This window comes from Mesorhizobium sp. IMUNJ 23033, from assembly GCF_044778005.1.
GTDB lineage: Bacteria > Pseudomonadota > Alphaproteobacteria > Rhizobiales > Rhizobiaceae > Mesorhizobium > Mesorhizobium amorphae_A.
The window spans coordinates 1-19,172 of the sequence record NZ_JBJACT010000046.1 but is presented as its reverse complement, the minus strand read 5'-3'; the positions used below and the strand labels follow the sequence as shown (position 1 = coordinate 19,172).

Genomic DNA, 19,172 nt, shown 5'->3' with positions numbered 1-19,172 from the left:
GATGGAGCTCCCACTACTTAGCCTCATCGTGTTCACGCCCGTCGCCGGGGCAGCGGTGCTGTTGTTTCTACACCACGACGATGCGGTGCGCTGGACGGCGCTGGCTGTCACCGTCCTCGACCTCACACTCTGCATCACTATGCTGACCGGCTTTGACACCACTACCCACGAGATGCAGTTCACCGAGACGCACCCGTGGGTGCCCGCGCTCGGGATCACTTATTCGCTTGGTATCGACGGAATCAGCGCGCTCTTCGTGTTCCTGACCGCGCTGTTGGGCTGGATCTGCGTGCTTGCCTCGTGGGTTGCGATCGACCGCAAGGTGAAAGAGTTCATGGTCAGTCTGCTGGTCATGCAGGCGCTGATGCTGGGGGTGTTCTGTGCGCTCGACCTGTTCCTGTTCTACGTCTTCTGGGAGGCGATGCTGATCCCGATGTACCTGATCATCGGCGTCTGGGGCGGCGACGGCCGGGTCTATTCAGCGTTCAAGTTCTTCCTCTATACGCTGGCAGGCAGCCTCATGTTCCTGATCGGTGTCATCGTGCTCTATTTCCACGGTGGTGAGACCTTCGACATCCGTGCCCTGATGGCGCAGGATTTGCCGTTCCGGGTCCAGTCATGGCTGTTCTTCGCCTTCCTGATCGCCTTCGCGGTCAAGGTGCCGATGGTCCCGGTCCATACCTGGCTGCCGGACGCCCATGTGCAGGCGCCGACGGCGGGCAGCATCATCCTCGCCGGTGTGCTCCTGAAGATGGGCGCCTACGGGTTCCTGCGGTTCTCGCTGCCAATGCTGCCGGAGGCGTCGGTGCACTATTCGATGCTGATGCTGGCGCTTTCGGCGCTTGCAATCGTCTATGGTGGGTTGCTTGCTCTGGCACAGGACGACCTGAAGAAGCTGGTGGCCTATTCCAGCATCAGCCACATGGGCCTCGTGACGCTGGGGATTTTCACGCTGAACCTCCGTGGGCTCGAGGGCGGCATCCTGCAAATGTTCAATCATGGCATAACGACGGGCGCGTTGTTCCTGTTCGTGGGCCTTATCTACGAGCGGACCCATACCCGCAGCATCGCGGATTATGGCGGGCTGATGAAGGCGGCGCCGGTCTATACGGCGTTTCTTGCGCTGTTCGCCCTGTCGTCGATGGCGCTGCCGGGAACGAATTCGTTCGTGGGCGAGTTGCTGGTGCTGTCGGGCGCGTTCGCAGCCAGCCTGGCTGTCGGCGGCGCTGCCGTTCTTGGGGCTTTGCTGGGCGCGGTCTATCTGCTTGGCATGTATCGGAAAGTCGCGCTTGGTCCGGCCAGCATCGGCGTGCGGTTCAAGATCCGCGACGTGAACGCCCGCGAGATGGCGGCGATCCTGCCGCTAGCCGTCTTCGTTCTTTGGGTCGGGCTCTATCCGAAGCCCTTTCTCGAAATCATCGATGCCTCGGTGAAGCATCTACTAGCGCAGGTGCACGGTAAGGGGAGCGCCCAATGACCGCTGCTGCGCTTTTCCAGTCGATTCTGGCGAGCCTGCCCGAGATCGTCGTGGTTACCGGGGCCTGCATCCTGCTGATCCTGGGGCAGTTTGTGCGGAAGGGGCAGGAACATTTCCTTGTCTGGGCTTCAGGCGCGGTCGTGCTGATTGCCGCCCTGGGGACACTCATGCTGGCGGGCGAGGTGCGGCCGGCCTACTCGGGCATGTTCGTCGCCGACCGCTTCGCGGCCTTCTTCAAGGTCGTGTTCTACATGGTCACAGTTCTGACATTCCTTCTTTCGCGAAAATATGCCGAGATCGAAGGGATCGGGAGCAGTGAATACTATGTACTGCTGCTCTTGGCGCTTTCGGGAATGATGATCATGGCCTCGGCGACCGACCTCCTGTCGATCTATGTAGGCCTCGAACTGATGGTACTCTGCACCTATGTGTTGACCGGCTTCCTGCGGCAGCAGCGGCGGTCGAACGAAGCGGCGCTGAAATACGTGATCCTTGGCGGGGTCTCGACCGGGATTTTCCTTTACGGCGTTTCGCTGATCTACGGGCTCACCGGCACGACGCAGTTGGACAGGATGGCTGCGGCGGTGACCGGTGATCCGCTCGATCCCGGATTGCTCCTGGCTGTGGTTTTTATCGTCGCGGGGCTGGTATTCAAGGTCGGCGCGGTGCCGTTCCATATGTGGGTCCCGGACGTCTATGAAGGCGCGCCTACGACGATCACCGCCTTCATGTCGGTGGGGCCCAAGGCAGCGGCGTTCGCTGTGATCCTGCGGGTGTTCCTCAACCCACTGGTCGCAGCCTCGAACGTCTGGATCATCGTCGCGGTCATTGCAGCAGTGACGATGGCGCTCGGCAGTTTCGTGGCGCTGGTGCAGGACAATTTCAAGCGCCTCTTGGCCTATTCCAGCATCGCCCATGCCGGGTTCGCCATGTTCGGCGTGGCGGCCGGCGGTGCGGACGGGGTCGCCAGCGTGATGCTCTATTTGCTGATCTATGCGTTCATGAACCTCGGCATCTTCGGCATCGTCATCATGATGCGGAACGGCGATTTCTCGGGCGAGGTCATCGAGGACTACGCTGGTTTCGCCAAGTCGCATCGCGGGCTGGCGCTTCTGATGCTGCTTTATCTGTTCTCGTTGGCCGGCATTCCGCCGACAGCCGGGTTCTTCGCCAAGTTCTACGTGCTCGTCGCACTCGTCGAGCGGGGTTTCGTCATGCTGGCGCTGATCGCAGTGCTGCTGAGCGCCGTTGCCGCCTACTTCTACATCCGCATCGTGATGGTGATCTACATGCGCGAGCCAGAGGGCGCGTTCGACCCGGCGCTGACGCCCGCGGTCGGCGCCACACTCGCCTTAACCGCTGCCGGCACCATCGGCATCGGCTTATTTCCGGCGTGGTTTCTGAGGCTTGCTCAACATGCCGCAGTTGGCGGCTGATCGATTGGATTTGCAATGATCCGGCCGACGGAATACTCTGGCCGTGCAAGAAAGGAATGCCCAAGTCGCTTTCCAGGGCGCCCGCATCACCGGTCCCAAAGGGGTCGGTAGCGGCCTGAGCAAAGCCCTCGGTAGGTGACCGGGGCTACGCGACGTGACCGGAATGGAGTTCCTGCCGGTTCTTTTCATGGTCGCCGGAATTGTTCTGGTGGCGATGGTTACGCTTTTTGTCTCCTCGCTACTGCGCCCATCCAATCCCTATCCCGCGAAGAACATGCCCTATGAATGCGGCATGGACCCGGCGGGCGAAGCCGCCGGAGGCCGCTTCAGGGTGCAGTTCTTCATCATCGCAATTCTATTTGTCGTCTTCGATGTCGAGACGATGTTCCTTTTTCCCTGGGCCGTTGTCCTGAAAGAGATCGGGCTAGTCGGCTATGTCGAGATGTTCATCTTCATTTTGCTGCTTCTCGTGGGCTTCGCCTACGCCTGGCTGAAGGGAGCGCTGGAATGGGAGGCGTAAACAACGCGATCCGCGACAGCGTGCTGTTCACTACGGCCGACAGCCTTATCAGCTGGAGCCGAAGGTCGGCGCTGTGGCCCGAAACCTTCGGCATTGCCTGCTGCGCCATCGAGATGATCTCGGCGGGGTGTGCCCGCTACGATCTCGACCGCTTCGGCGTGGTGTTCCGGCCTTCGCCGCGCCAGTCCGACGTGATGATCATCGCCGGCACCATAACGCGGAAATTCGCGCCCGTGGTGCGCCGGCTCTATGACCAGATGCCGGAGCCGCGCTGGGTCATCGCCATGGGCACCTGCGCCATCTCGGGCGGGGTCTACAACACCTATGCGGTGGTGCAGGGGGCGGAGACCTTCGTGCCGGTGGACGTGCATGTGCCCGGCTGCCCGCCGCGGCCCGAGGCGCTGATGCACGGCTTCCTTCTGCTTCAGGAGAAGATCAAGAAATCCAGGGCGCTGGCCGGGACGCCTCTGGACCGGGTCGCGGTACCATGAGCGCGGAGACGTCCCTCATCCGCACCCTGATCGCGGAACGTTTCGGGGAGGCAATCGAGGAGCTTGGCTTCTCGCATGGGGTTCACGCTTTCGCCGTTCCGCCTGACATGATCGTCGAGCTTTGCCGGTTCCTCAAGGAACACCCGGCGCTGCGGTTCGATTTCCTGTCCGACATCTGCGGGGTCGATCATTACCCCGAGATGCCCCGCTACGAGGCGGTGTACCACCTCTATTCGCTGCCGAACAAATGGCGCGTTCGCATCAAGTGCCGCCTCGGCGATCCGCCGCGGGTCCCGTCGGTGACGGGGGTCTGGCGCACCGCCAACTGGCACGAGCGCGAGGCCTGGGACATGTACGGGATCAGGTTCGAGGGCCACCCCGACCTGCGCCGGATCTATATGTGGGAAGGGTTCGAGGGCTTCCCGCAGCGCAAGGACTTTCCGCTCCGGGGCTACAAGGACAAGCTGAACCCGTTTGGCGCCGAAGGCCCGCCGCCGACACAGCCCGACCTTGCCACCAAGGACATTCCATAGGGAGGCCGTTCCACACCGGGACTTGAGATGACCGAAGTCACGGAACTGAGCTTGCCAGAAGCCGATGCGCCCCACACCAGGGAGGTGCTTCTCAACCTCGGCCCGCAGCATCCCAGCACGCATGGGGTGCTGCGGCTCGTCCTCGAGTTGGACGGCGAATATGTCGCACGCGTGGACCCGCATATCGGTTACCTCCACCGCGGCACCGAGAAACTGGCCGAGAGCTTTACCTACACCCAGATATTCCCGCTGACCGACCGGCTCGACTACCTCTGCCCGCCCTCGAACAACCTGGCCTTCGCGCTTGCAGTGGAGAAGCTCCTGGGCATCGAAGCGCCGATCCGCGCACAATATATCCGCGTGTTGATGGCCGAACTGGCGCGGATTTCCGGTCATCTCCTGATCATCGGCGCGCTCCCGATGGACCTGGGCGCCATGACGGCGTTGCTTTACGCCATGCGCGAGCGCGAAATGATCATGGACCTAATGGAGATGATCAGCGGGGCGCGCATGCACACCTCCTTCTGCCGGGTCGGCGGTGTGCGCGAGGACCTGCCCGACGGGTTTTTCCCCAAGATCAGGGAGTTCTGCGATATCTTCCCGAACCGGATACGCGACTATGAACGGCTGCTTGAGAACAACCGCGTGTTCCTGAAGCGCACGCAGGGGATCGGCGTGATCTCCGCCGCGGACGGCATCGATCTGGGCCTAAGTGGCCCGAACCTGCGCGCCTCGGGCGTCGACTGGGACATCCGCCGCGACGAGCCCTATGAGATCTACGACCGACTCGCGTTCAACGTTATTACCCGCGATGAAGGCGATTGCTACGCGCGCTGGCGATGCCGCGTCGAGGAAATGCGCGAGAGCGTACGGATCATCGAGCAATGCCTCGACCATATGCCCGACGGGCCGTTCCAGATCGACATGCCGACAATCGCCTTCCCGGTGGACAAGGACAGGGTGCACTGCTCGATGGAGGCGCTGATCCAGCATTTCGACCTGTCGGCTTATGGCTTCAAAGTGCCGAAGGGCGAGGTCTATTCGGCGATCGAGGCGCCAAAGGGCGAACTCGGGTTTTACATCATCAGCGACGGGTCGCAAAAACCGTTCCGTATGAAGGTGCGGGCACCGTCGTTCGTCAACCTTCAGGGACTGTTCGGGGTCACCAACGCGCGCTACCTGGCGGACATGATCGCCGTGCTCGGCAGCCTCGACCCCGTGATGGCGGAGGTGGACAAGTAGCAGGGGATTTGGACGCGATGACCATGCGCGAAAAGATCGAAGAGGCGGCGGCGCGGTATCCCGACCAGCGCTCGGCGATCATGCCCGCGCTTCTGATCGCGCAGGGAGAGCATGGCCATCTGCCCGGCCCGGTGTTGGAAGAGGTCGCCGACATCCTCGGTGTCGAGCGGATCTGGGTCTACGAACTGGCGACCTTCTACACCCTCTTCCATACCGAGCCGGTGGGTATGTTCCACCTGCAGCTCTGCGACAACGTCTCCTGCATGCTGTGCCGATCCGAGGTCCTGCTGAGGCACCTAGAGGCTGCGCTGGGGATCAAGAATGGCGGTACGACGCCGGACGGGCTGTTCACCCTTTCGACCGTCGAATGCCTCGGCGCTTGCGAGATGGCCCCGGTGATGCAGGTCGGCGACGACTATCACGGCGACCTCGACATCGCGCGGATCGACGCGCTTCTGGACAGGCTGCGTGCGACGGTGCGGCAGGCGGCTGGCGCCGATCTCGCCGCCGCAGGACCGCCGGGAGAATAGCGCGCCATGTTCGAACCCGTCCTTCTCAGGAACGTGGACGTGCCGGATGGCCATCTGCTCTCGACCTACGAAGCCGGTGGTGGCTACCAGGCACTGGCCAAGGCGCTTCGCGAGCACACGCCCGACGAGATCATCGACCTCGTCAAGAAATCCAACCTGCGCGGTCGCGGCGGGGCCGGATTCCCAACCGGGGCGAAATGGAGCTTCGTGCCTAAGCGTGCCGGCAAGCCGAAATACCTGTGCTGCAATGCCGATGAGGGCGAGCCGGGCACCTTCAAGGACCGGATCATCATGGAGCGTGACCCGCACCAACTGATCGAGGGCATGGCGATCAGCGCCTACGCGATAGGAGCAGAAACCGCCTATGTCTACATCCGCGGGGAATACACGCTGGCGATCTGCCGGCTGGAGCGGGCGATCGCCGAGGCTCATGCGAAGGGTTATCTGGGAACGCGGATTCTGGGCTCGAATTTCAGCTTCGTCGTGCACATCCATTGCGGCGCCGGCGCCTATATCTGCGGCGAGGAGACCGCGATGCTCGACTCGCTCGAAGGCAAGCGGGCGCAGCCGCGACTGAAACCGCCGTTTCCGGCGGTCGAAGGGCTCTACGCCAGCCCGACCGTGATCAACAACGTCGAGACGCTGGCCTGCGTACCGCATATCGTGGAGCGAGGGCCGGACTGGTTCCGCGGCATCGGCCCGGACAAGAGCCCCGGCCCGAAGCTCTATTGCCTCAGCGGACAGGTACGGAAACCGGGCCTTTACGAACTGCCGATGGGGATACCGCTGCGCGAACTGGTCGAGGACTGCGCCGGCGGGCCGCTACCGGGGCGCAAGCTCAAGGCGGTGATCCCAGGCGGGGTCTCGGCGCCGCTGATCCCGGAGCGCGGGCTGGACGTGCGGATGGACTTCGACTCGCTGGCCGCCGCTGGCTCGATGCTCGGCTCGGCCGGGGTGATCGTGATCGACGACTCGACCTGCGTTGTCAAAGTCGCCACCCGGATCATCGAGTTCTTCCACCACGAGTCCTGCGGCAAGTGCACCCCCTGCCGCGAAGGGTTGAACTGGGTCGTGAAAGTCCTGCGCCGGGTCGAGGCAGGCCAGGGCGAGCCGGGCGATCTGGAACAGCTGGAGGCGCTCTGCAAAGGCATTTTCGGCAACACGTTCTGCGCTCTGGGCGACGGCGCGGCGATGGGCCTGCGGGCAGCACTGGCGCATTTCGAGCATGAATTCGTCGCGCATATCGAAGAGCGGAGGTGCCCGTTTCACTGAGGAGGACGCAGCGAGAGGACCGCGAGGAAAGCCATGGTTAGCGTGACAATCGATGAACGAATGCTGGAAGTGGAGGCCGGCTCTACTGTGCTCCAGGCCGCCGAGCGTTTGGGCATCGACATCCCGACCTTCTGCTATCTGAAACGGCTACCGGCGCTGGCCTCCTGCCGCATGTGCTTGGTGGAGATTGAGGGGCAGCGGCGGCTACAGCCTGCTTGCGCCACCGCGGTCACCGACGGCATGGTGGTGCGGACGAATACGCAGCTGATCGACGAAACCCGCTCTTCCATGCTCGACATGCTGCTCGCCAACCACCCCCTCGACTGCCCGATCTGCGACAAGGGCGGCGAGTGCGAGCTTCAAGACATGGTGATGGCATACGGGCCCCGCACAAGCCGGTTCCGCGATGCCAAACGTGTGTTCCACTCCGAGGACATCCGTCTCAGCCCGGTCATCATCATGAACGTCAACCGCTGCATCCAGTGCCAGCGCTGCGTCAGGATGTGCGAAGAAGTCGTCGGCGCGGTAGCCTTGGGCACCGTCGAAAAAGGCATGGATACCGCCATCACTGGCTTCGAGGGCAGTCTCGCGAGTTGCGATCAATGCGGCAATTGCGTCGAGGTCTGCCCAGTCGGCGCGCTGATGAGCTTCCCCTATCGCCACAAGGCGCGGCCCTGGGATCTGGTCGAGACCGACACGGTCTGCCCGCATTGCGGCACCGGCTGCCAACTGACCGTCGGCACGCGCAAAGGCGAGTTCATGCGGGTCCGCTCGAAGGTGGAGCACGGAGTCAACCGCGAAACGCTCTGCGTGCGCGGGCGCTTCGGCCTGGATTTCGTCGGGAGTCAGGACCGGATCAAGCGGCCGATGATCCGTCGTGACGGGGTCCTGGTTCCGGCTTCCTGGGACGAAGCGGGGGACTACCTCCGCCGGCGGCTGTCGGCAGTCGCCAGCAAGGCTGCGGGCGGGCTGGCCTCGCCGCGCCTGCCCAACGAGGTGCTTTATCAGTTCCAGAAGCTGATGCGGACAGCATTCCAGACCAACAATATCGACTGCTCCTCGCGCTGGTCCACGCCCTTTGATGCGCTCGGCCCGTTGGTGGCCGCCTTCTACACCCGCACGCCGCTGGAGGAGGTGATCGGCAACGACTGTGTGCTTGTCGTCGGTGGCAACGTGACGGACGAAAACCCAGTCACCGAATATTTGCTTCGAGACTGTGTACGGCGGCGACAGACCAGGTTACTCATGCTCTCGGCGCGGCCATCCCGTCTGGACGCCGATGCGCGGGCGGTCGTTCGCGTGCCGCCGGGCGGTGAGGCTCAGGGCCTTGCCACGGTGGTGAGCGGACTGGGGGCGGCTGGTCAGGCACTGCCGGGCGACGTTTTTACGAACAGCGGCGCAACAACTGGCCGGCCAGCAGCGGCCACCGACAGCGACGGTCCGGACCGCCTGGCTGCAGCGCTGCTGGAAGGCAGGAGCGTCACCGTGCTTGTCAGCGCCGACCTCTTGAGATCACCCCTAGCGCGCGCGACGTTGTACCAGCTCAACAACCTTTTGCAGGTTCTGCGCGCACTCGGTAAGGGGCTGGCGATGCAGTTCCTCTTCGACCGTGCCAACCAACTGGGCGCCTGGGACATGGGCGTTCTGCCGGCGGCGCTGCCGGGGCTGCGCGCGCTCGCCAATGATGCGGCGCGCGCAACTCTCGAACGGGCCTGGGGCGCCGAAATCCCGTCTGAACCGGGTGTGGATTTCGATGCCATGCTGGAGCTCTGTGACAGGAAGCGAATGGGTGCGCTCTATATCGCCGGAAGCGACCCCCTGATGTCTTATCCCGATCGGGGATTCGTGCAGCGGGCGCTTCGCGCCGCCGATCTCCTGATCGTGCAGGACGCGTTCCTCACGGATACGGCGGGCCTGGCGGATGTCGTGCTGCCCGCGGCGAGTTATGGCGAGGAATCCGGTACGTTCACCAACAACGAAGGCCGCACACAGAAGGTCTGCAAGTTCCGCGAACCCGCCCTCGAGGCGCGGCAAAATCTGGCGATATTCGACTTCGTTGCGGCGCTTCGCGGCCAAGCGTTGCGGCCGTCGATCCATGACGAAATCTTCGGCGAGATTGCCCGGCTGGTTCCGGCCTACCAAGGGTTGACGCAGGACGGGCTTGGCGCCGACGGAGCTTTCACGAAGGCGGCCTTTGCGCCACCGGTTGGCGAGTTCTACGTCCTCCCGCCTGCCCCCATTTCAGCCGACCGGCTCATGCTGGTCACCGGCAACTGCCTGTTCCACAACGGATATCTTTCCGAGCGCTCGGAGATCCTGAATACGGTCGCGGATGACCCATATGTCGAGATAAGCGCGCCGGATGCGGTGCGGCTTGACCTTTCGGATGGCGATCAGGTGGTCGTGCGATCCGCCCAGGGCGAATTGACGGCGAAGCTCAAGGTCAATAAGCGTTTCCCCGCGGGCCTCGTGTTCGTTCCCGAAAACTACAGAACCCTGCGTCTCAACAGCCTGATGCGGCGGGGCGAATACCCATGTCCGGTGGAAGTTCAAATGGCGCACGCGGCCTTCGAGATCGCCACTGTCGCCGGGGTCGAGGCGCGTCCTGAGAATCTGGGCTGAGGCACTACGCGCTCCCCACCGGCAGCCCGCCCGCCCCTGCACCCTTGAGCCGGCGTCGTCAGTGATAACCTGTCCCGGCAATGTAATCGTACAGCACCTGCTCGTTGTTCAGCAATTCGTCGAGCCGGTGCTTGACCACGTCGCCGATGCTCACCACGCCGACAGTGGCGCCGCCATCCATGACCAGCACATGGCGCGTGCGCCGGTTGGTCATGGTCGCCATCACCGAGGGCAGCAAATCCTGTATCGAACAGGTCGCCACACTGCGGTTCATGATGTCGGCGACCCGCATCATGGGCGCCCTGGTTCCGTGTTCAGCCACGGCATTGCAGCAGTCCCGTTCCGACAGCGTGCCCAGGCAATCCCCCCCGGGGAAACGGCTGACGACCACGAAGCCGATGTTGTTGTCCCGAAACAGCCGTAGCACTTCCACCATCGTCTGACTTGGAGTGACTGAGATGACCTCGGGAGCCTTGGTCTTCAAGATTTGGCAGACCAGCATATGAGCCTCCTGTCTGCGCGCTCCGGCTTGCCAGCTGGCGCGCCTTTACGTTCGTCGGATATTCCGCCACCAGTTGTACCCCTGCGGCTCGCTCGTCTCGACCAGCACGTCCTGTTCGGTGTTCAGGCGTGCAGCGACTACGCCGCCGCCGGTCATCGCCTTGCCCGGCTTGCCGAGCAGATCGTCGCGCCCGATCACCAGGTCATGCGAGGAAAAACTCGAGAATTCGTACTGTTGGCCAAGCGCGATCGCGTCCGCCGGGCAGGCGTCCTCGCACAGCCCGCAGAATAGGCACCGGGCCATGTCGATCTCGAATTTTGCCGGGCGTCGGTTGCCCTTCTCGTCCTCGTAGGGGATGACTTCGATGCAGTAGCAGGGACAAATCCGCGCGCAGAGTTCGCAGGCCACGCATTTGATCTCGCCCTCTTCGTCGCGCTTGAGGAAGTGATGCCCGCGGTAACGCGAATAGGGCAACCATTTTTCCTTGTCCGGATACTGCATGGTCACGGATTTGGAGAACATGTAGCCGAAGGTCAGCGCCAAGCCGTTCGCCAGATCGGCGAAGAACGCCCAGCCGATCCATGTTCCAATTCTGTCCAGTGCGCGCGACATCGTCGCCCCGCTGCGGAGCCGCTGCGGCCCCTAAAGGAAAGCAACACCGGTTATGATTATGTTCGCCATTGACAGTGGAAGCAAGACTTTCCACCCGATCGCCATCAGTTGGTCGTAGCGGTAGCGTGGGAAAGTGAAGCGGAACCAGATAAACACATAAACGAAGAACGCGACCTTGAGCAGGAACCAGAGGATCGGTGGCAACGGGACCAGCACGCCGTTCCAGCCGCCGAAGAACAGGATCACCGCCAGGACCGACGTCAGAAGCATGATGGCGTATTCACTGACCATGAAGAACGCAAAGCGGATACCGCTGTATTCGGTATGGAACCCGGCCCCCAGATCGCCTTCCGCTTCAGCCAGGTCGAAGGGAATGCGCTGCGCTTGGGCCAGCCCGGCGACGAAGAACACGAAGAACCCGACCGGTTGGTAGACGATGTTCCAGACATTGGCTTGCGCCCGCACGATCTCGAGCAGGCTCATGGATTGCGCAAGCATTACCACCCCGATGACCGCGAACCCCATCGGGATCTCGTAGCTGATCATCTGAGCGCAGGTCCTGAGGCTGCCCAGGACAGCGTATTTGCTGTTCGCCGCCCAGCCGCCGAAGATGACGCCATAGACCTCAATCCCGATCACCGCAAAGACGAAAAGCAGCGCCACGTTCATGTTGGAGACGTAAAGAGTGATCTCAGTGCCGAGGACCGAGACGGATTCGCCGAAGGGGACCGCGACGAACACCACGAAGGGCGGAGCGAGCGCCAGGATTGGCGCCAATTTGAACAGGAAGCGGTCGGCCTCGGCCGGGATGTGGTCCTCTTTGGTCAGAAGCTTGATCCCGTCCGCCACCGGCTGCAGCAGCCCATGCCATCCCACACGCATCGGCCCCATCCTCTGCTGGATGTGCCCCGCGATCTTGCGTTCCAGCCAGGTCAGCGGCAAGGGCAGCAGCAGCAGGATCGCAATCAGCAACGCGACCTTGAAGACGATCAGCCCGAGAGCAACGACGAGTTCCATGATCCGAGGTCACTCGTTCAACGGGACGAGACCCGCGACCCGATTAGCACTGTCAGGCTGCGCTGGGCGTGGCAATTGCCAACGGTGGCGCAACTTATGCAATGGTATCACAGCCTTGCCATCACTGGCTACGATGCGTGCGGCGCGGCGCTTAGTTGGGACGGCAGCGCGAAACGAACTGCCATTCAATATTGTCTCGTACATTTTCGATAGAGCGCCTATCCTAGCGTCAGATCAACCGTGAAACTTGTGTCGGAACGCAGCCTCAAGACGACGCCCGCGCTTCCTACCAGTTCTGCCTGGCACCTGGCGTTTTGGGACTGAGTGTTGCGCGACGCAGCACCAGCGTCAGGGGCGACCCATGCAACTCAGTTCAAGCAGCTTTGCGAACGGTACGACGATCCCGCGGCGTTTCACTTGCGACGGTGAGGATCGTTCCCCTCCCCTCGGCTGGACCGGCGCTCCGGCCGGAACCCGCAGCTTTGTCCTTCTCTGCGATGATCCAGACGCTCCGGTGGGGATCTGGCATCACTGGGCGGCCTATGACATTGCGGCCGATTGTGTAGGGTTGGCCGATGGCGCCGGCGAGCACGCCGGCAAGCAAGGCTTCAAGCAGGCAACCAACGATTTCCGGCGACCATGTTACGGTGGTCCCTGCCCACCGCATCGCCATGGCCGACACCGCTATCACTTCCGGTTGCTTGCGCTGTCGATCGATCACCTGCCGCTCGGCAACGGCCCATCGTGTCAGGCGGTCGAACGAGAAGCGCGCAGGCATCTCCTCGCCGAGGCGGTTCTCGTCGGAGTATATGAGCGATGATGGTCTTCGCTCGTGTGAACTCTGGCAATTGAGGAAGGCCTGCGGGTCATGAGCGGCACGAGTGATCGTGATGGACCTGGCTGGTACGCGTCATGCGGATCTTTCTCTGTGGCGACGTGATGACGGGGCGAGGCATAGACCAGGCGCTTCCACATCCGTGTGACCCTCGTCTTCACGAGCGCTATGTGCAATCGGCCATAGACTATGTCCGGATGGCGGAGGAGGCGAACCAACCGATACCGACACCGGTCGACTTCTGCTACATCTGGGGCGCAGCGCTGCAAGAATTGGAGCGGGCGCGGCCGGACGCGAGCATCATAAATCTTGAAACCAGCATTACGCGCTGCGATGCCTTTGTCGCCAAAGGCATCAACTACAGGATGAGCCCCGAGAACGCCGACTGCCTCGTCGCCGCGGGGATCGACTGCTGCGTTCTCGGTAACAATCACGTTCTTGATTGGGGGCGCGCCGGACTGCTGGAGACCCTGGCAACGCTCGAGCGTTTGCAGATCAAGACCGCTGGAGCGGGGCGCAATGCCGCCCAAGCAAGCGCCCCGGCGATTTTGACAGACACCGGCGCGAGGCGCGCACTTGTTTTTTCGTTCGCCTCGAAGACGAGCGGCGTCCCTCGACATTGGGCGGCGACGCATGACCGGGCCGGAGTGAACTTTCTACCTGCGCTTTCCGATGCGACTGTCGCAGCGATCGCCGATCTGGTGGCCGCTGTCCGACGAGAAAATGATGTGGTCGTGGTCTCTCTTCATTGGGGACCAAACTGGGGCTATGACATCCCGGAGGAGCAAAGGTGGTTCGCCCGCGAACTGATCGACAGGGCGGGCATATCCATCGTTCACGGCCATTCATCGCATCATGCCAAATCCATCGAAGTGTACAAGAATCGCCTCATTCTCTATGGCTGCGGCGACTTCTTGAATGACTATGAAGGCATCAAAGGCCACGGGGAATTCCGGTCCGACCTTGCCCTGATGTATATCGCTGACCTTGGTCCCGGAAGTCTGGATCTGGTCGCTCTCGAACTGGTGCCCCTCCAGATCCGCCGGTTCCAGCTCATCCACGCGACGAACAGGGACGTTGCCTGGTTGCGGCAGACTCTGAACCGAGAAAGCCGGCAGTTTGGTACGTGCGTTGGAACTGCGCCAGGGGGGAGGCTTGCGCTGTCCTGGCCGACAATGTGAGCTTGCGGTGGGCACGGTCATCCAATTGAGCTAAGATGAGCGAACCGCAGAAAGTGGCCGCAGTTTCGCCAAGTGCGTCCAGCGGCCCAACTTCGCTGCTTGGAAGCACGCGTTTCTTGTGAATGGCGCTCGTTGCCATGACCACGCCGATCGTCCTGCCTTGGCCGTTGCAAAGCCGCCTGGAGGCGGTAGCGCGGGCGGTGCTGCAACCTGGCGCCCAGCCTCAGATTGATTTCTCGCGACCAATCGGCGAGGCCGGACTGGCGTCGCCGGACTCCGTGTCGTGGCGCGTGTTCAAGAACCCGATCTCGCTGTTCATCGGCGGCGTCACCGCCGTGATCATGGAGCTTGCAGAACCGCGGGTGCGCACAGGCGTATGGGAGCATACGTCTTTCCGCCTGAATCCAATTCGGCGACTACACAGCACGGGGCTCGCTGCCATGGTGACGATCTACGGTTCCCGCACCACGGCCGAGGCCATGATCGCCCGCGTTCGGCGGATACACGACCGGGTCGCAGGCGTGACATCGTCGGGCGAGACGTATTGCGCCAATGACCCCGACCTTCTGAACTGGGTTCAGGGCACGGCTGCATACGGCTTTGTCCAAGCTTATCACGCCTATGTGCGGCAGCTCTCCGCATCGGAGCGCGACAGCTGTTATGCCGAGGGCATTCCGGCCGCGCAACTTTTCGGCGCCACAGGCGCACCGGGATCGGAAGCCGAGCTTGAAGCGCTGTTCCGTGCGACAGCCGGACGGCTGGAGCGCTCGGCCGTTGTGCCCGAATTTCTCGCGATCATGCGTTCAGCGCCTATCCTGCCGCTGCCGCTGAGGCCGGCACAGCACCTGCTGGTAGCGGCTGCCGTTGATCTGGTGCCTGGTTGGATGCAAGCGCTGTTGGGGCTCACCGGGCACGGCTTGCACAGTTGGGAAGCCGAGGCAGTCCGGCAGGCAGGGGCTTTGGCGGATCGCCTCGTTATGGAAACCAACCCGGCCGTTCAGGCCTGCCGGCGGATGCGCCTTCCGGCCGACTATTTGTATGTCCATCGCAGCGCAATCGGGCCCCGTCCATGATTGTCTTGTTCACGGATTTCGGCTTGCACGGCCCCTACACGGGTCAGATGAAGGCTGTGTTGCACCAGATGGCGCCGGGCATCCCCGCGATCGACCTCTTCTCCGATGCGCCGGTCGGCAATCCCAAGGCGTCGGCCTACCTGCTGGCTGTTTATGCGGAGTGGTTTCCTGCGGGAACCGTCTTTCTCTGTGTCGTCGACCCAGGCGTCGGAGGGACGCGCCCGTCGGTCATCGTCCAGGCCGACGGTCGCTGGTATGTCGGCCCCGGCAACGGCCTGTTCGAGCTGATCCAGCGCCGCGCGGCTGAGACGTTCAGCTGGGATATCGACTGGAAACCAAAGCGCCTGTCCGCCAGTTTCCACGGGCGTGACCTGTTTGCCCCGGTCGCGGCCATGCTGGCACGCCGTGAGCCGCCGCCCGGAAGGCCGCGCCTGGATGAAGCAGATCGCCGTAGAGACTGGCCGGAGGACCTCGCCGAGATCGTCTATATCGACCATTTCGGCAATGCCATGACCGGCCTGAGGGCGACCAAGCTGCCAGCTGGCGCAAGGCTCGCCGCAGCAGATCTCGTGCTGGAGGCCGCGACGACCTTCAGCGATCGTCCGCCGGGCATGGCCTTTTGGTACGAGAACTCGAACGGGCTTGCCGAGATTGCTGTCAATCAAGGGCGCGCGGACGGCGAGCTCGGTCTCGCGATCGGTAGTCCTGTGGAGATCGTCCTTTGAACGAAACCGGTTGTCCGTCACGGCGTTGATCTATTGCGATGCGCAAATCAACGAAACGAGGCCCGGGCGCCGATCTGCCGAAGCCGCAAAAAGGCGATGACAAGGCGCGGGCGAAGACCGGCAACAAGCGCCTCGCCGAGCAGATTCGCAAGGTTCTTGCCAAGCACTATGCGAGCAAATACCGGGCGAGGTGAAAAACGCGATCGCTGCATCAGGAATGAGCACGAAGGGAGCTTGTCATGACCGATGGTATTGCTCAGAAAATCTGTACGCCCTGCCGCGGCGGCATTGCGCCGCTAACGGAGGAGGCAGCCGAGGGCTATCTGTCCCAGACCCCTGGCTGGGAACTGGAGGAGGCGCACCTGCTGCGCCGCAACTTCAAATTTGCGGACTTCCGTCAAGCGCTCAGCTTCATCGACAAAGTTGCCCGGTTGGCGGAAGAAGAAGGGCATCATCCCGACATCTGCTTCGGCTGGGGTTATGCGGCGGTCTCGCTGCAGACTCACAAGATCAAGGGATTGCATGAGAACGACTTCATCATGGCCGCGAAGATCAACCTCATCGCCGGTTCGTAGGGAGGCACTCGGCACCCCAACCACCGGAACGGGTCCAAAAGTTCGCACGGTTAGCGCGATTTCCGGACCCTTAATCGTGGCACCTAAGAGCAGTACCGAAGAGGCTCGTTGATCAGTGGTCGCGCAACATTTCCTCGAGTATTTCCTCGACCGTGTGCGGCGAAATGCCAAGTTCTTGAAATCCGGGCATCTGTGGCGACGAGACGTTGTCGACCTGCATCAGTTCCACTTGATTGCGAGTGACGGGCGGACTCGCAAGTATTTCCGCGGCCCATGCGAGTGCGTGCCAAGTGGCAAATGGCATTGGGACCAGTATGGGTCTAAGACCGGCTTGGTGTGCAACGACTCTGAGAAATTCCCTGTAAGAGTAAACGCGGGGACCGCCGCACTCGTACGTGGTCGCATGCGTTTCCGCCCCCTGCAGCGCTCTTGCGGTCGCCTCTGCCACATCACCCACATAGGCCGGCTGCAATCTCGTCAGGCCCCGACCGAACATCGGATAGATTGGAAGCCGGCGGAGAAGTTTGAGGATAATGGTGAGAAACGCGTCATCCGGTCCGAACATCACCGCCGGGCGGATGATAGTGGCGTCAGCAAACGCGGCACGCACCACCAGTTCGCCTTCACCACGCTTGCGGATGTAGAGCGACGGCGAGGCAACGTCGGAGCCGATGCCCGGGCATGGCAATTGCCAACGGCAGCGCAACTTGTGCGATGGTATCACAGCCTTACCGTCATTGGCTACGATGTGTGCCGTTCGGCGCTTAAACGGGATGGCAGGGCGAAACGAACTGCCATTCAATATTGGCTCGTACATTTTCGATAGAGTGCTTATCCTTACGCCCGATCAACCGTGAAGCTCGTGTCGGAACGCAGCCTCAAGGCGACGCCCGTGCTTCCTCCCAGTTCTGCCTGGCACCTGGCGTTTGGGGACGAGTGCTGCGCGGCGCGGCAATAGCGTCAGAGGTGACCCATGCAGCTCATATCAGTGGAGGTACGGTCATACCGCTCAGCCCATATGTGGGAACCGGTCGATGCATCGATCATCTGCCCGGTCACGAGCACACTATCATGGGCTCTCCGCAGGCTGCCTTCGAGCACGTAGCGGACGCCAAGCTCGCGCCCGACCCGCTTCACGTCCACCGCGCGCCCCTTGTAGACGGACGTCGAGTTACGTAGACGGACGTCGAGTTACGCGCGATGACGAAGAGCCAATTGATGCGCGCCAGACCGGTGATGATGTCTTCAACTATTCCGTCGGCGAAATAATCCTGTTCAGGATCGCCGCTTAGGTTCGAGAACGGCAAGACTGCGATCGAAGGCTTGTCGGGCAATGTCAGCGTTGCCTTGGCTACGACCTCGGCCGGGTCAAGACCAACGACTGTGACGGCCGGCCCGACATAGCGGTAGCCGCGTCGCGGCCGCGTCTCTATCCAGCATGCACCACCGGCCAGGTTTTCAAGGACCCGACGCACCGCCGCAATCTGGACGGTCAGGTTGCTGTCCTCAATGGCTTGCCCGGGCCATGCCGTCTCGATTAGCGTCTCTTTCGGAACCAGCACGCCTGTCCGCTCCACAAGCAGTGCAAGCAGCGCAACGGCCCGTTGGCCGAGCGGCGTCGGCTCAACGCCGTGGAGGAGGATCCCGGCGGCGGTGTCGAGGCGAAATGGACCAAACGCGAGGCTTGCTGCCATTCCCGAAGGAGATACCGTTTGCGATTTTTTCGCAATCATTTCGCAACGGCTTCACGACTGGCCGGCACGACGGGGGCATTCTGTACCGGTGTTTACGGAAGCAACGCCGAGCCGATGGAGGATCAAATGAGCGCCGCCCCAGTCATCCGCATGCCTGACGAGAACAAGGGAGTTATGCTGCGTGGCCATCCGTTGGTGTTTCTCGTCACCGGGGACAATACGAGACACACGAGCATGTTTGACTGGACGAACCCGGCCGGGTTTGCCACCGGTCTTCATGTTCATCGAGTGCAAGAGGAAACCTTCTACGTGCTTGATGGCGAATGCGTCTGGCACGTTGGCGAAAAGACGATCCGCGCGACCCGGTACCTACCTGTTCATTCCACCGGGCGTGCAGCACAACATTACCAATGTCAGCGTAAAACCGGCGCGCGTGCTGATGACCGTCTCCCCACACCCGGGCACGAGGGCTATTTCGAAGAGCTCGCCGATCTGGCTGCGCATGGCTCTCCGGATCCGAGGGTGCTTGCCGAGCTGCGGACCCGTTACGATACCGATCAGCTCTCTACAATGACGACAAGCGCATAGGCGCGATTGGCGAAGGCCCGTTCCGGTGCAACCGCGACCGCCGGTGCTGTCGCCGTCGGTGTCTTCTGTGGATGGCTCCCGTATTGCAAGAGGTAATTCGTTGTTCTGGCGCATTGGTCGGGTGCAGTCTTCTGTCCGGCCTGTTCATGCAGCCGTTCGAAGCTGCTGGCCCTGATGGGGTCGGCGAACAAGGTCCCAATCTGCTTTGCAGGCTATGATGCCTCCGACATCGCATGGGTTATCCCTG

Annotated in this window: 20 protein-coding genes and 1 pseudogene; 16 read left to right on the top strand and 5 right to left on the bottom strand. The window is 62.2% G+C overall.

Annotation, left to right across the window (positions count from 1 at the left end; genetic code table 11):
• Position 1 precedes the first annotated feature (1 nt).
• The 9 genes from ACFX5Q_RS32075 (at position 2) to nuoG (ending at position 10,123) form a co-directional block, all read left to right on the top strand.
• The gene (locus tag ACFX5Q_RS32075; protein WP_404284255.1) at positions 2 to 1,477 is read left to right on the top strand and encodes an NADH-quinone oxidoreductase subunit M; all 1,476 of its coding nucleotides are present in this window, start codon (positions 2 to 4) and stop codon (positions 1,475 to 1,477) included.
• On the top strand, positions 1,474 to 2,913 hold the full coding sequence (locus ACFX5Q_RS32070) for an NADH-quinone oxidoreductase subunit N (RefSeq protein WP_404284254.1): 1,440 nt from the start codon (positions 1,474 to 1,476) through the stop codon (positions 2,911 to 2,913). Before ACFX5Q_RS32075 ends, ACFX5Q_RS32070 begins: the two co-directional genes overlap by 4 nt.
• 154 nt (positions 2,914 to 3,067) lie before the next feature.
• Positions 3,068 to 3,433, top strand: a complete 366-nt coding sequence (locus tag ACFX5Q_RS32065) for an NADH-quinone oxidoreductase subunit A (protein ID WP_120018878.1) — start codon at positions 3,068 to 3,070, stop codon at positions 3,431 to 3,433.
• Complete coding sequence (locus ACFX5Q_RS32060) at positions 3,421 to 3,924, top strand: NADH-quinone oxidoreductase subunit B family protein (RefSeq protein ID WP_111547966.1); 504 nt, start codon at positions 3,421 to 3,423, stop codon at positions 3,922 to 3,924. The genes ACFX5Q_RS32065 and ACFX5Q_RS32060 overlap by 13 nt, the downstream gene beginning before the upstream one ends.
• Positions 3,921 to 4,457 (top strand): NADH-quinone oxidoreductase subunit C, encoded by a 537-nt coding sequence (locus ACFX5Q_RS32055; protein ID WP_404284252.1) that lies wholly within the window; start codon positions 3,921 to 3,923, stop codon positions 4,455 to 4,457. The genes ACFX5Q_RS32060 and ACFX5Q_RS32055 overlap by 4 nt, the downstream gene beginning before the upstream one ends.
• 27 nt (positions 4,458 to 4,484) lie before the next feature.
• The gene (gene nuoD / locus ACFX5Q_RS32050) at positions 4,485 to 5,699 is read left to right on the top strand and encodes an NADH dehydrogenase (quinone) subunit D (RefSeq protein ID WP_404284250.1); all 1,215 of its coding nucleotides are present in this window, start codon (positions 4,485 to 4,487) and stop codon (positions 5,697 to 5,699) included.
• 17 nt (positions 5,700 to 5,716) lie between these two features.
• Positions 5,717 to 6,229, top strand: coding sequence for an NADH-quinone oxidoreductase subunit NuoE (gene nuoE / locus ACFX5Q_RS32045; protein WP_404284249.1), 513 nt, complete (start codon positions 5,717 to 5,719; stop codon positions 6,227 to 6,229).
• A 6-nt stretch (positions 6,230 to 6,235) separates the two neighbouring features.
• Positions 6,236 to 7,501, top strand: a complete 1,266-nt coding sequence (gene nuoF / locus ACFX5Q_RS32040) for an NADH-quinone oxidoreductase subunit NuoF (protein ID WP_404284247.1) — start codon at positions 6,236 to 6,238, stop codon at positions 7,499 to 7,501.
• Between the two features lie 33 nt (positions 7,502 to 7,534).
• Positions 7,535 to 10,123: an NADH-quinone oxidoreductase subunit NuoG gene (gene nuoG / locus ACFX5Q_RS32035; protein WP_404284246.1), complete on the top strand. Its 2,589-nt coding sequence runs from the start codon at positions 7,535 to 7,537 to the stop codon at positions 10,121 to 10,123.
• A 58-nt stretch (positions 10,124 to 10,181) separates the two neighbouring features.
• Here nuoG and ACFX5Q_RS32030 read toward each other — a convergent pair whose 3' ends face one another.
• The 3 genes from ACFX5Q_RS32030 to nuoH are packed head-to-tail and all read right to left on the bottom strand — an operon-like array spanning position 10,182 to position 12,254.
• Complete coding sequence (locus tag ACFX5Q_RS32030) at positions 10,182 to 10,625, bottom strand: CBS domain-containing protein (protein WP_404284244.1); 444 nt, start codon at positions 10,623 to 10,625, stop codon at positions 10,182 to 10,184.
• A 45-nt stretch (positions 10,626 to 10,670) separates the two neighbouring features.
• On the bottom strand, positions 10,671 to 11,237 hold the full coding sequence (locus tag ACFX5Q_RS32025) for an NADH-quinone oxidoreductase subunit I (RefSeq protein ID WP_404284242.1): 567 nt from the start codon (positions 11,235 to 11,237) through the stop codon (positions 10,671 to 10,673).
• A 30-nt stretch (positions 11,238 to 11,267) separates the two neighbouring features.
• A complete protein-coding gene (gene nuoH / locus ACFX5Q_RS32020; RefSeq protein ID WP_404284241.1) occupies positions 11,268 to 12,254 on the bottom strand; it encodes an NADH-quinone oxidoreductase subunit NuoH in 987 nt (328 codons plus the stop codon).
• Positions 12,255 to 12,615: 361 nt separating this feature from the next.
• Here nuoH and ACFX5Q_RS32015 point away from each other — a divergent pair, with 361 nt between their 5' ends.
• From ACFX5Q_RS32015 to ACFX5Q_RS31990, 6 genes are all read left to right on the top strand, one after another.
• Positions 12,616 to 13,074 carry a YbhB/YbcL family Raf kinase inhibitor-like protein gene (locus ACFX5Q_RS32015; protein ID WP_404284239.1) on the top strand — a complete coding sequence of 153 codons (459 nt, stop codon included), beginning with the start codon at positions 12,616 to 12,618 and terminating at the stop codon, positions 13,072 to 13,074.
• Positions 13,075 to 13,166: 92 nt separating this feature from the next.
• A complete protein-coding gene (locus ACFX5Q_RS32010) occupies positions 13,167 to 14,270 on the top strand; it encodes a CapA family protein (protein WP_404284238.1) in 1,104 nt (367 codons plus the stop codon).
• A 137-nt stretch (positions 14,271 to 14,407) separates the two neighbouring features.
• Entirely contained in the window at positions 14,408 to 15,343 is a 936-nt protein-coding gene (locus tag ACFX5Q_RS32005; RefSeq protein ID WP_404284237.1) for an oxygenase MpaB family protein, read from the top strand.
• Complete coding sequence (locus ACFX5Q_RS32000) at positions 15,340 to 16,068, top strand: S-adenosyl-l-methionine hydroxide adenosyltransferase family protein (RefSeq protein WP_404284235.1); 729 nt, start codon at positions 15,340 to 15,342, stop codon at positions 16,066 to 16,068. Before ACFX5Q_RS32005 ends, ACFX5Q_RS32000 begins: the two co-directional genes overlap by 4 nt.
• 38 nt (positions 16,069 to 16,106) lie before the next feature.
• Positions 16,107 to 16,262, top strand: a complete 156-nt coding sequence (locus ACFX5Q_RS31995) for a hypothetical protein (protein ID WP_404284234.1) — start codon at positions 16,107 to 16,109, stop codon at positions 16,260 to 16,262.
• A 45-nt stretch (positions 16,263 to 16,307) separates the two neighbouring features.
• Entirely contained in the window at positions 16,308 to 16,643 is a 336-nt protein-coding gene (locus ACFX5Q_RS31990) for a 4a-hydroxytetrahydrobiopterin dehydratase (protein ID WP_404284232.1), read from the top strand.
• Between the two features lie 112 nt (positions 16,644 to 16,755).
• On the opposite strand, the gene ACFX5Q_RS31985 is transcribed toward ACFX5Q_RS31990, so the two are convergent.
• Positions 16,756 to 17,445 (bottom strand): hypothetical protein, encoded by a 690-nt coding sequence (locus tag ACFX5Q_RS31985; protein ID WP_404284230.1) that lies wholly within the window; start codon positions 17,443 to 17,445, stop codon positions 16,756 to 16,758.
• Positions 17,446 to 17,776: 331 nt separating this feature from the next.
• The gene (locus tag ACFX5Q_RS31980; protein ID WP_404284228.1) at positions 17,777 to 18,376 is read right to left on the bottom strand and encodes a winged helix-turn-helix domain-containing protein; all 600 of its coding nucleotides are present in this window, start codon (positions 18,374 to 18,376) and stop codon (positions 17,777 to 17,779) included.
• An 87-nt stretch (positions 18,377 to 18,463) separates the two neighbouring features.
• Between ACFX5Q_RS31980 and ACFX5Q_RS31975 the strand changes: the two are divergent.
• Positions 18,464 to 18,925: pseudogene (locus ACFX5Q_RS31975) on the top strand (cupin domain-containing protein).
• Positions 18,926 to 19,172: the final 247 nt, after the last annotated feature.